The organism is Lysinibacillus sp. TE18511, from assembly GCF_054062295.1.
Map to the genome: position 1 here is coordinate 151187 of NZ_JBSSFD010000007.1, position 12320 is coordinate 163506.

A 12320-nucleotide genomic window follows, 5' to 3' on the forward strand; every position below is an offset into this window, starting at 1 on the left:
TAACGAATCTGGTATACAATATGTCACAATTTATCTAATCCTAATTTTTTACACATACTTGACCATTTTTCACCATAGTTTAAATAGACAGATGAAAGGATGGGATACATTTGCAAAACGAAACTCAAATGGAACCGAAAAAAAAGATTGTTTTCATTATTGAAAGCTGTATTGATAAAGGGCTGTATCCTTTTGAACGGGTTGCAACGCTGGCAAAGCTACTTGCTAATGAACAAGTTTTCATATTTGTAAAAACCCCTTCAAATGATGAGATTCAAATTTTAATGAATGAAAATCTCGCCCCAATCTTATTTGAACATTTCGATGAGCTACCGAAGCATATGAGAAGTATTCAACCTGATTTAATTGTAAGAGATGGCCGTAACTCTGAAAGTTGGCAAGTACAAAATTTACGACCATTCTGCAAAACAATCATTCATTTTGATGACTTTGGTGAGGGTGGTCAAGCCTGTGACTGTGTTTTGCTAGCACTCTATCAAGAAGTTAAAGATTATTTACCATCTCATTATATTGGTGGTAGTTTCAACTTCGCATTACCACAAGCTTTTCAAAATTTTGATGATAGACCAGACAGTAAGATACCTGAAAACCCACCTCATATTGTTGTTGCCTTTGAAGATGGGGACGAGCATAACTTAACCTACCGTACTCTTCGACACTTAACGCAGCTACAAATCCCACTACAAATTACAGTTATGATTGATGATAGCTATCGACATGCAACAGATGATTTGCAAATGATGGTGCTTAGTCGTCGTAACACTGCCATTCTTCGTGATAAAAACGCACTCCTAAAACTATTACCAAAAGCAGATGTTATTATTTGTAATGCTAACTATACACCTTATAAAATTGCCTCTTACGGTGTACCTTGTATTACTCTTGCACAAACTGAGGCAGAGCTATTACATGCCTTCCCTCGTGAACAGAACGGCTTTATTCACCTTGGATTAGGTCGCAAAATGAAGCAATCACAAATTCAAAACGCTGTCATGGAATTTTTATTACATGAGGCCCGAAGCGAACGAGCTGTAAAAAAACAACGACAGCTCAATTTAGTAAGCAACAATGAAGCACTACAGTCATTGCTTTTAGATTTCGCTTACGATCGACACAATATCGCTTCTACTTAGTGATTCTTTGAAGGTGGATATGATACAATATAGAAGAATTTTTCACTTTCACTTATCTTTCATTATAAGAAGTGAATTCAAGCAACATAAGTACCCGATTGATATTAACTAATAAGCGGTGGGGGAAAAAAACCTCCATCGCTTTTACCTTCTTTCAGCAGGTGTTTGGACATCTGCTAAAAGAAGGCAAAGCCTCCGGCGGATGTCACGGAATCGAAAAGGAGTTCTTTGTGTAAACACAAAGCCGATTCTGGACGTAATTATGCCGAGGCATAATTGATATACGCATTCGTTATACAAAATATACACAAAAAGGAGCAATCACCGTGCCATCAAAAAGTGATATTGAATATCAAATTAGAGAGCTAAAAATGGATTATATGAATTTACAAGGCGACATTGAGAAGCTTGAATCTACAGGTCATAATGATCAAGTAGCAAAAGCAGAGCAACGCCTGGCAAATATGGAAGCAACGCTAGCGGAGTTAAATAAACAATTAGCAGAACTATAATAATGAAAAAGCTTAGCGAAATTAAAACACTTCACAAACAGTTGTCTCTTTAGGAAGACGGCTACTATTTCACATAAATGTATGGATTGAATTTGGAGGAACATATATGGCAGTATTAACAGTTGAAAATTTAGGTCATTCATTCGGAGACCGCACACTTTTTAAAGATGTATCCTTTCGTTTAGTTGAAGGTGATCATATTGGTCTTGTAGGTGCAAACGGTGTTGGTAAGTCCACATTAATGAGCATTATTACAGGCCAAGCAATCCACGATGCTGGAAAGGTTGAATGGCTTCCAGGAACACATTACGGCTATTTAGATCAGCATACTGTATTAACAGCTGGCCGAACGATGCGAGATGCATTACGTGACGCATTTCTTCCTTTATATAAAAAAGAAGAAGAGCTCAATGAAATTACAGGCAAAATGGCTGAAGCAACACCTGAAGAATTAGAAGTTTTACTAGATCAAATGGCTGAGGTGCAAGATGCTCTGGATGCTGGGGATTTCTATTCTCTTGATATGAAAATTGAAGAGGTTGCACGAGGTCTTGGTCTTGATGCAATCGGCTTGGAACGTGATGTCGCTGCTCTTTCCGGTGGTCAACGTACAAAAGTTTTACTAGCAAAGCTATTACTTGAAAAACCAAAAGTACTATTACTGGATGAGCCAACGAACTATCTGGATGAAGAGCATATTACATGGTTGAAAAACTATTTAAAGAACTATCCACATGCTTTCTTATTAATTTCGCATGATACGGAGTTTATGAATGAAACGGTGGACGTTATTTTCCAACTAGAGTTTTCAAAATTAACTCGCTATACAGCAACATATGAAAAGTTTTTAGAGCTTGCTGAAATCAATAAACGTCAGCATATTGATGCCTATGAAAAACAACAGGAATTCATAAAAAAACAAGAGGATTTTATCGCGAAAAATAAAGCTCGCTACTCTACTACTGGTCGTGCAAAATCTCGCGCCAAGCAGCTTGACCGTTTAGAGCGTATCGATCGTCCTGAAACAGCTGTAAAACCTGAATTTGGCTTTAAAGAGGCACGTTCTTCAAGCCGTTATGTAGTAGAGGCTGAAAACTTAGTCATTGGATATGATAAGGACAAGCCGTTACTTCCCCCACTTACCTTTGAGATTGAACGCGGGGAAAAAATTGCTCTAGTTGGTATGAATGGTGTCGGTAAATCAACATTATTAAAAACGATGCTAGGCAAAATAAACCCACTGGATGGGAAAGTTATTCGTGGGGACTATCTTTACCCATCTTACTTCGAACAAGAAGTAAAGGCAGACAAAATTACACCAATCGATGATGTATGGAATGCCTTTCCTTCTATGGAGCAAGCACAAGTACGTGCAGCATTAGCACGTGCGGGACTAAAAACGGAGCATATTACTCGCCCACTTAATTCTTTATCTGGTGGTGAGCAAGCAAAGGTTCGTTTATGTAAGTTAATGATGGAAGAGGCAAACTGGCTCATATTTGACGAACCGACAAATCACTTAGATGTCGATGCAAAAGATGAGCTAAAGCGTGCCATGAAAGAATTTAAAGGCACAATCGTGTTAGTAAGCCATGAACCTGATTTCTATGAAGGTTTAGCAACAAAGGTCTGGAATGTCCAAGACTGGTTTACTTCAGGGCAACAAAGCTAGGAATATTATTAATGGTGGGCAGTTACCGATGTGATTCTTGGATCACTCGGTGCTGCCCTCTTTTTAGTAGCTGGGAATTGAGTGTGGGGATCGTGGGACCTGAGCAGTTCTCCAACCTACCCGAGCTTTTGAAAACCACTTCTCTCCTTAGCCTCAAATAAAAAATTTTTTATCTATGCATAAAACCCAACATTTAATCATAATAATAATCAGTGGATTAACAACTATATCTACCGCTGTTAAATCAAACTATTTCTCCCTATTTTAGGACAACTCTCAAATTCTTTAAGCATCTATTATTAATATTGAATAAACTTACATCATTGTAAGCTGAATTTACGAAACTTTTTGCTCTTTTGAACGTATATTTTAGTATAGAAAAATATATTATTTCTATTTGATTTTTTTTCAAATAGCTATTGATTTATATATAACTTACTAGTAAGATATATGTATAACCTACTTAACTTACTAATAAGATATCTATAAAATATAATCCTAAAAAAGAAAGCGGGGAATGAAGAATGACAGTTATTATTTATTCACAAGCGAGCTGTTCTTCATCCAGAAAAGCATTAAAATGGTTAAAAGATCACAACATCGAATATAAAGAAAAACGTATTACTTCACACCCACTTACACTTGCAGAATTTAAAGAAATATTAAGCATGACAGAAGATGGAACAGATGAAATTATTGCGACAAACTCAAATGATTTTAAAAATTTAAATGTTGATATTGATCAGCTCTCTATTCAAGAGTTGTTTGCAATAATCCAAGCTCATCCACGAATGCTACGTAGCCCTATCTTAATTGATGAAAAACGTATCCAAGTTGGGTACAATGAGATGGACATTCGTCGTTTTATTCCACGTAAAGTTCGTGCTTTTGAATTAAATGCTATGACAAGATTGGCACAAGAAAGTTAAAACAGTTTTGGAGATGACCTTATATGGATCAAGAAAAACAAATAACCCTTACCTCGTTGTTTGAAGTAGTTTCCTCTATTGAGCGTAAGTGGGCAAACGAGTGGAATAATCAAAATGTACTCGGCTTTTCAAAATCCCATATTTTAATTTTAGACTACTTATCGCAGGAGGGACCAAAGCGCCCTTCTGCCATAGCTGATCGGTTAAAGGTAACAACAGGTGGTGTCACTGTTTTAACAAGTAAGCTCATTAATGCTGGCTTTATTGAAAAAACACAACATGCCACAGATCGAAGAGCATTTCAATTGATCATTACACCTGATGGCAAAGACATTTTAGAAAAATCTCGTCAACAAGTTAGCGAAATTCTCAACAATATGTTTGGTATGCTCTCAGCTGAGGAAATACAAACATTACGTGAAATTTTTGCAAAATTACTTAACAGTGAATCTACTCGGTAAGAGTAACAGTCCGATTTTCACACCTTTAAAAGTTAGACATACATCTAACTTTTAAAGGTGTTTTTCATTTGGCCAAATTATGGGTGACTGCCCTCCACCCCAACTATTTCTAGACGCTTAGTTTTAAACCAGATTTGGTGCTTTTACTTATTCCGGAATACCACATTCATACTGTTTCCCAGCTCTTAAATTCATAAATTCTTCTTTCGCTTTTTGAATAACAGCAGGATTTAGTAAGGAATCAAACGCAGCTCCTGCCATTGCTTTTGCAGCATAATGCATCCCCTTCATGCCAAGTGAAGATCCAAAAGCAGCAGTCGCTTGCCAAGTATGCACTTGGACCCCATATGGAGCACAAGTTGTAAATACCTGACCAAGGGGCGCAATCCACGAAACGTCCCCTAAATCGCTAGAACCTTGCATGGATTGGCGAAAAGTTTGTGGCATATGAAATACCTGCTCCACCAATACCTCCTTACTTATTTCATTTGGTACAAAAGATTGTTGGGCAGCACCTGCAAGAACAGAAGGATCTAATGAAGCCTGTAACGACTTTGCAAAAGCAAGCTCATCCTCTGTAAAAGATAATGGCGGTAGTTCATTCCACTGTGCCAACATTTGCTCATTTAATGTGAGATTCGGTAAAGTATCATAACACCCTGCCTTAATCCCCCAATGCACTTCTGTTTCTGTCATCATCGCTGCCCCTTTTGCCACTTTAATCAGTCTGCGTTCTAAATCTTTGACAGCATCACGGTTTGCTCCGCGTAGGAAATAATAGACGCTTGCTTTATCTGGAACAATATTCGGTGCTAAGCCTCCATTTGTAATTTGATAATGAATACGTGAACCGTCTGGCACGTGCTCCCGTAAATAATTGGCTCCGACATTCGTCAATTCAACAGCATCAAGTGCGCTTCTCCCTAGATGTGGCGCACCAGCAGCATGTGCTGTCCGACCTGAAAAATAAAATTCAATGGCAGTGAGTGCTTGCATAGAGAAGTTCGCTGTCATGTTAAACGTGAATGGATGCCACGTATAGACTACATCTAAATCATCAAAAACACCTGCCCGTGCCATATACGATTTTCCAGATAATAATTCCTCTGCTGGGCATCCATAATAGCGAATCGTTCCTTGTAAATTGTTAAGCTTCATCACTTCTTTTAAGGCAACTACAGCTTCTACTCCAGCCGTTCCTAATAAATTGTGACCACAGCCATGCCCTGGTGCGGCTTCCTCCACAGGCGAATATAATGAACTGACTTGCTGCGATAATCCTGGAAGCGCATCAAACTCTCCTAAAAATCCAATAATTGGACTGCCAGATCCCCACTGTGCATAAAAGGCAGTTTGTACATCACCAATCGGCGTAACAATATCAAACCCTTCTTTTTTCAAAAAATCTTGTTGCAGTGCAGATGCAAATGTTTCTTCATAGCCTAGTTGAGGATTGTCCCAAATTTGCTTCGCCATATGACTGAATGTTTCTTCATGTAGTTGCATCCAATCAAATAATTGCTTCTTCATAATTAGTATCCCTCCACAGATTTTATATTTGTCTGTTGCTGATGATTAACTGGTAGAGTAACAGCAATTACAGCAGCGATTACACACATAATGGCTAAAAATATAAATGATGTTTTAAAAGAACCACCTGATACATTAATTAAATAACCCATAATTGTTGGCGAAATTATCCCGGCTGCTTGACCACCAAAATTTACTACGCCAAAAGCTGTCCCAACATTTTGTTGATTGACAACACGGTGTGGTGTTGTAAATATAAACGAGGACATAAAAGATACGAATATAAAGGCGATTGATTGATACGTAATAGCTAGTGCTGCAGAAGCGGCTGTAGACATGAGATACAAACAAGCAGCTAGTACAACCGCTCCGAAAATCACGCCATATTTCGAGCGCCCTCCTATCTTTGAGATGATACGCCCACTTATAATCATTCCAATAGCTGCGAAAATGGCTGGTATAGCGGCGATGAATCCGACATTTTTTAAATCAAGACCATGCACTTTCATTAAATATGTTGGCATCCATGAGCTCAATCCCCAGTTTGCTATATTAATAAAGAAGAAAATAAGAAGTACACGCATTAAATAAGTATTTTTTAATATTTTGCTAAAAGAGCCCTTCTCTTCGCTCTCCTTTCGCTCCTCTGATATAGATGTTTGTGCATTTTTCGTACTCCACAAAAGAGCGATTACAAAAAGAAGTCCTAAACCAGAAATTAAGAAAAATACATTGCGCCAATCCATTACCAATAATAGAGGAGCACAAATAATAGGAGCGATAGCACTACCTATCATATTGGATGACATCATTGTCGCTTGAGCCTTTGTACGTTGTTCTTTCTGAAAATATATAGAGATTGCTTTTGTACTTGCAGCAGGATATCCGCCTTCTCCAATACCAAATAAAAACCGAATTAAGAGTAGTGAAGTGAGTGACCAAGCCAATCCCGTAAATGCAGTGAAAACTGACCAAAAAATAACGGCACCAATTAATAATTTAATCGCTCCGTACTTATCCGTTAGCCATCCACCAGGAATTTGCATCACAGCATATCCAAAGAAGAACGCACTTAAAACAAATCCTAGTTCAGTGGCTGTTAAGGATAGGTCATTACCAATATTAATTAAAGCTAAGCTGATAGCAGTTCTGTCAATATATGAAACCATCCATCCAAAGAATAAAACGCCTAAAATTAAATTACTGCGGTTTTTTAGTTCGACATTCATAACTCCACTCCTTTCATTAAATTATTTAAATATTAAGATAAATAAAGGACGATATCATTAGAATATCTTACAATGTTTATAAAAGATCATTAGAATATATTCCGAAATTTAGTGAAAGGAGTCGAAATAACGATGTCTCTAGGGGAACATGAAGAAATTGTATTGAACGATGAAAATTGTAGTTTTTATATTTATAGCGCAACAAAGGAATGGTCTTTATTTTATGGTCGACCTTGTGATATTAACCCCGATCTAAAAGGAGTACATTGGGATAAACAACAGCAACGCTTTAGTGCAACGATATACATACCAGAGCCAAATGAGTACATTGTACAAGGTATCATCTTTGGGGACTTTACTGGTTATGATGAGCAATTTTTAGTTTGGCAGCTAGAAAAGACCTTTTATCAAAAATTCCTCATACAGCAGCGTGAGCAGAAATTAGCCATTATGCAGCTTATAGGAGTAATGAATTCAACTTTGAAAATAAAAACGCTGTTGCAGACCATCATGGATTTTGCCATTCTAGCTATTCCAGTAATTGACCGTGGATTTTTAATGTTATTCAACCCTGAAATGGAGCGTTTATATACAGTAGCTAGTGCGGGTGTGACAGAGCGCATCTTTGATTATGCTCCCCAATTAGGCGAGGGAATGGCAGGTTATACATTCCAAACAGGCGTATCAGCCATTTATAACTATCAAGAAACTTTAGAGATTATGAGCAATGTTACAAAATTCAATCTAGACGCATTAATGGAAGCCATACATTTAGGAAGATTCGAGAGTAATACATCGATGGCTGTTCCTATTACCTTTAACGAAAGAAAACTCGGTGTGATGATTGTCCATCAATATACAAATAAACGTGCTTTTCAACAAAGTGATCTAAGACTTCTAGAAAGCTTCGCATCGCAGGCGGCAGTTGCTATAAGAAATGCGGAGGCATATGAAGAAATAGAACGGTTAAATGCTTATTTTATAAAGCAACATGAAATTCACCAAATCTTTATTAAACTATCTTTGCAAAATGTACAAGAAATGAAAATCATTCAAACGACGAAGGAATTATTACAATTAGACATACAATTTGTAAATTTAGCCGATCGTAAAACATTTTTACAGTTAGAAACAATGAACAAGCTAGCAACAATTCAAGAGGAACAATTAATAGATATAGGCTATATTTTCCCAATCCGAAATGAAAGAGAAATTTTCGGTTACTTAATTATTCAGCAGTTGGAGAAATTGACGAGCCAACAACGTATGATTATCGAAAACGCAGCGATGAGCTTAACTTTAAAATCACTACAAATACAAGCGACAGGACAAACGAATTTTAAAGAACGTTTTGAGCTTTTTCAACAGCTTATCTCTGGACGCGCCCCTCTAGTTGATTCTCGTTATGATGAATTAGGACTCGATATTAAGAAACCAACATTCGTCGTAAAATTTAGGCTGAAACAATTTTCTCATAAAAATAGTATGCAATTTATTCAACATGTACAGCAATATTTTAAAGGGCAGCATTTTATATTTACACTACGCGAAACGATCGTTTGGGTATTACAAGGAGATACAGCATTTCGTCACAAAATAAAACAACAATTAACGCAGGCTATTATTAGTTGGGTTCAGTTTTATCATCAACAGGTGGCAATAGGCATAGGAGCTATACAGGATCATTTATTAAATGTTGCTCAGAGCGCCGAAGAAAGTCAGCAAGCACTTCAACAAGCTACGCGCCAAGCAAACAAAGAAGATGAGGTAACCATTATTTGTTATGAAGAGCTAGGTATTAATCGATTGTTCAACAAGCAAAGCGAAGAAGAGCTTGGACAATTCGTTCATGATATATTAGCTCCGTTATACAAGCAAAAGGATGAAACTTTACTTAAAACACTTCGTTGTTATATTCATCAAAATCGTTCTATTTCAAAAACAGCTTCTACCTTACACATTCATCAAAATACGCTATACCACCGACTTGAGAAAATTAAACAATTGTTAAATCGTGATTTACACAATCCAGCACATTATTTAGAGATTCATTTAGCCCTGCATTTAAGTGAGTGAAAGTTTGAGGTTCCACCGTCGATGTTCGATGGTTTATCAGCGATTTTGACACTTTTATCAGCGATGTTCGGTAGTTTATCAGCGATTTTGGCACTTTTATCAGCGATGTTCGGTAGTTTATCAGCGATTTTGGCACTTTTATCAGCGATGTTCGGTGGTTTATCAGCGTTTCTGGCACTTTCACCGGCGATGTTCTCCGGGTTACCGGCGTTTCTGGCACTTTTACCGGCGATGTTCTCCGGGTTACCGGCGTTTCTGGCACTTTCACCGGCGATGTTCCCCGTTTTACCGGTAATACAATTCAAAAAAAGATGCATCGCAATATAATTTTGCAATGCATCTTTTATCGGATTGGTCGAACGTATACTTCCGTCTAAGTAATTAGTTTAGTGCGACCAATACATGTTATCATGCTGGTAGCACAGACTCTACGATTGAAACATCAGCCATAAGCATTTCTTTCAAACGAGCTTTAGCACGGAATAAACGAGATTTCACAGTACCAATTGAAACTTTCATAATAGATGAGATTTCAGCAAGTGAGTATTGGTCTATGTAAAAATACCATAATGTTTTACGATAGATCCCATCTAATTGCTCCATTTTATCCTGTACTAATTTAGTAACAACATCTTTTTCAATTTTTTCTTCAGTCGAAATATCATTATTGGGAACCAAATCTAAAATCGGTACGTCTAATGTTTCAGGTTGGTTCATCATGTATTTACTACGTCGTACTTTTTTACGATAGCGATCTCTAAATGTATTCATTGTAATTGTTGTAAGCCAAGCTTTAATATGCTCCACCTCGGCAACGCTATCCTCATAGCGCACAACTTTTACCCATACTTCTTGCATTAAATCTTCAGCTTCAATATTATTGCGAGTAAGTTTTAAACATAAATGATATATATAACGATTATATTCCTCATATACGCCTTCTAATTTTTCATTCATTGTGTATTCCTCCGCTTCTTGTTCTTGCTTCTATACACATTCTCGCAAAATAATGTATTACACTCTATCGTATTGGCTTTCAATTACATTACAATCGTGTAAGCTTAAATCCTTTCACTTGTAATATTCGTAAAAATTGTTTTACTACTATATTACTTTTTCAAAGAAAAGCTAATCAATACGCCTCTTCTGCTACTTTTTTATTGTATTCCCAATAGTATTTACTTAAATTACCTAACTCAAAATTCAGAAATTTATGGAAACAATTGAAGGATTATCGTTCGATTCCTCACATCATTTAAATCGGGTTGCTCTGATGATCGCTGCCCTAAATCTGCTCACTAGTGTCCGTTCATATTAAACTGGCCCCGAAACAGTATTCACAAATAAGAACTTTTTCCACATAACAAACCCCCTGTTCGTTCAAAACAGGGGGTTTATATTTTAAATTTCTTTTCTGCTACGTCGTAATAACAAGCATGCTAAAGCTACTAAGATTAAACCAAGTACTTGATATAAAGTTGTGTTACTTTCCCCTGTTTGAGGTAAGCGTTCAGCTTTATTTGGAGTTTGTTGCTCCTCTTGGTCAACTTTTTGATTTTGAACAGCATTGTTGACATGCTTTTCTACTGATGGCTTTTCTACTTCCTTAGACGCATTTCCTGAGTCTTTCGGTTTTTCACTCTGTTCCACCGATTGTTCTGGTTTCTCTGGAATTTTTTGTTCCTCTTCTACCTTACCTGCATCTTCAGAGTCTTTCGTTTTTTCACTTTGTTCCACTGGTTTTTCACTCGGCTCTACCGGTTTTTCACTTGGAGCCATTGGTTTTTCACTTGGCTCTACCACTTTTTCACTTGGAGCCACTGGTTTTTCACTTGGAACTACCGGTTTTTCACTTGGAGCCACTGGTTTTTCACTTGGAACTACTGGTTTTTCACTCGGTTCCACTGGTTTTTCACTTGGAACTACTGGTTTTTCACTTGGAACTACCGGTTTTTCACTTGGAACTACTGGTTTTTCACTTGGAACTACTGGTTTTTCACTCGGTTCCACTGGTTTTTCACTTGGAACTACCGGTTTTTCACTTGGAACTACTGGTTTTTCACTTGGAACTACTGGTTTTTCACTCGGTTCCACTGGTTTTTCACTTGGAGCTACTGGTTTTTCACTCGGATCCACTGGTTTTTCACTTGGAGCTACTGGTTTTTCACTCGGCTCCACTGGTTTTTCACTTGGAACTACTGGTTTTTCACTCGGCTCTACCGGTTTTTCACTTGGGTCCACTGGCTTTTCACCCGGCTCTACCGGTTTTTCACTTGGATCCACTGGTTTTTCACTTGGGTCCACCGGTTTTTCACTTGGGTCCACCGGTTTTTCACTTGGATCCACTGGTTTTTCACTTGGATCCACTGGTTTTTCACTTGGGTCCACTGGTTTTTCACTTGGATCCACTGGTTTTTCACTTGGGTCCACTGGTTTTTCACTTGGGTCCACTGGTTTTTCACTTGGATCCACTGGTTTTTCACTTGGATCCACTGGTTTTTCACTTGGATTCACCGGTTTTTCACTTGGAACTACTGGTTTTTCACTTGGGTCCACTGGTTTTTCACTTGGGTCCACTGGTTTTTCACTTGGGTCCACTGGTTTTTCACTTGGGTCCACTGGTTTTTCACTTGGGTCCACTGGCTTTTCACCCGGCTCTACCGGTTTTTCACTTGGATCCACTGGTTTTTCACTTGGATCCACTGGTTTTTCACTTGGATCCACTGGTTTTTCACTTGGATCCACTGGTTTTTCACT

At 37.7% G+C, this 12320-nt stretch carries 11 protein-coding genes; 6 read left to right on the forward strand and 5 right to left on the reverse strand.

Going from position 1 to position 12320, the window contains the following annotated elements:
- The first annotated feature begins 110 nt into the window (after nt 1-110).
- The 5 genes from ACVWXS_RS07895 (at nt 111) to ACVWXS_RS07915 (ending at nt 4728) form a co-directional block, all read left to right on the forward strand.
- Nucleotides 111-1154 (forward strand): PseG/SpsG family protein, encoded by a 1044-nt coding sequence (locus tag ACVWXS_RS07895; protein WP_368636048.1) that lies wholly within the window; start codon nt 111-113, stop codon nt 1152-1154.
- A gap of 326 nt (nt 1155-1480) precedes the next feature.
- The gene (locus ACVWXS_RS07900; protein ID WP_049667890.1) at nt 1481-1666 is read left to right on the forward strand and encodes an SE1832 family protein; all 186 of its coding nucleotides are present in this window, start codon (nt 1481-1483) and stop codon (nt 1664-1666) included.
- A gap of 106 nt (nt 1667-1772) precedes the next feature.
- The gene (locus tag ACVWXS_RS07905) at nt 1773-3338 is read left to right on the forward strand and encodes an ABC-F family ATP-binding cassette domain-containing protein (RefSeq protein WP_427418849.1); all 1566 of its coding nucleotides are present in this window, start codon (nt 1773-1775) and stop codon (nt 3336-3338) included.
- 524 nt (nt 3339-3862) lie between these two features.
- Nucleotides 3863-4267, forward strand: coding sequence for a transcriptional regulator Spx (gene spx / locus ACVWXS_RS07910; protein ID WP_068985182.1), 405 nt, complete (start codon nt 3863-3865; stop codon nt 4265-4267).
- Between the two features lie 23 nt (nt 4268-4290).
- Nucleotides 4291-4728: a MarR family winged helix-turn-helix transcriptional regulator gene (locus ACVWXS_RS07915; RefSeq protein ID WP_368636045.1), complete on the forward strand. Its 438-nt coding sequence runs from the start codon at nt 4291-4293 to the stop codon at nt 4726-4728.
- 147 nt (nt 4729-4875) lie between these two features.
- On the opposite strand, the gene ACVWXS_RS07920 is transcribed toward ACVWXS_RS07915, so the two are convergent.
- Both ACVWXS_RS07920 and ACVWXS_RS07925 read right to left on the reverse strand, forming a co-directional pair.
- Complete coding sequence (locus tag ACVWXS_RS07920) at nt 4876-6258, reverse strand: amidohydrolase (RefSeq protein WP_456957419.1); 1383 nt, start codon at nt 6256-6258, stop codon at nt 4876-4878.
- 2 nt (nt 6259-6260) lie between these two features.
- The gene (locus ACVWXS_RS07925) at nt 6261-7487 is read right to left on the reverse strand and encodes an MFS transporter (RefSeq protein ID WP_456957421.1); all 1227 of its coding nucleotides are present in this window, start codon (nt 7485-7487) and stop codon (nt 6261-6263) included.
- A gap of 132 nt (nt 7488-7619) precedes the next feature.
- Between ACVWXS_RS07925 and ACVWXS_RS07930 the strand changes: the two genes are divergently transcribed.
- On the forward strand, nt 7620-9563 hold the full coding sequence (locus tag ACVWXS_RS07930; protein WP_456957423.1) for a helix-turn-helix domain-containing protein: 1944 nt from the start codon (nt 7620-7622) through the stop codon (nt 9561-9563).
- Here ACVWXS_RS07930 and ACVWXS_RS07935 read toward each other — a convergent pair.
- The 3 genes from ACVWXS_RS07935 to ACVWXS_RS07945 form a co-directional block, all read right to left on the reverse strand.
- Nucleotides 9536-9898: a hypothetical protein gene (locus tag ACVWXS_RS07935; protein ID WP_456957425.1), complete on the reverse strand. Its 363-nt coding sequence runs from the start codon at nt 9896-9898 to the stop codon at nt 9536-9538. The genes ACVWXS_RS07930 and ACVWXS_RS07935 overlap by 28 nt on opposite strands.
- A 73-nt stretch (nt 9899-9971) precedes the next feature.
- Nucleotides 9972-10520, reverse strand: a complete 549-nt coding sequence (locus ACVWXS_RS07940; protein WP_068985177.1) for an RNA polymerase sigma factor — start codon at nt 10518-10520, stop codon at nt 9972-9974.
- A 444-nt stretch (nt 10521-10964) separates the two neighbouring features.
- The coding region (locus ACVWXS_RS07945) for an LPXTG cell wall anchor domain-containing protein (RefSeq protein WP_456957427.1) at nt 10965-12320 on the reverse strand (1356 nt) is incomplete at its 5' end.

Coding starts and splice junctions, on each gene's coding strand:
- ACVWXS_RS07905 (WP_427418849.1), top strand. CDS start 1,773: ATGGCAGTATTAACAGTTGAAAATTTAGGTCATTCATTCGGAGACCGC.
- spx (WP_068985182.1), top strand. CDS start 3,863: ATGACAGTTATTATTTATTCACAAGCGAGCTGTTCTTCATCCAGAAAA.
- ACVWXS_RS07915 (WP_368636045.1), top strand. CDS start 4,291: ATGGATCAAGAAAAACAAATAACCCTTACCTCGTTGTTTGAAGTAGTT.
- ACVWXS_RS07920 (WP_456957419.1), bottom strand. CDS start 6,258: ATGAAGAAGCAATTATTTGATTGGATGCAACTACATGAAGAAACATTC.
- ACVWXS_RS07925 (WP_456957421.1), bottom strand. CDS start 7,487: ATGAATGTCGAACTAAAAAACCGCAGTAATTTAATTTTAGGCGTTTTA.
- ACVWXS_RS07930 (WP_456957423.1), top strand. CDS start 7,620: ATGTCTCTAGGGGAACATGAAGAAATTGTATTGAACGATGAAAATTGT.
- ACVWXS_RS07940 (WP_068985177.1), bottom strand. CDS start 10,520: ATGAATGAAAAATTAGAAGGCGTATATGAGGAATATAATCGTTATATA.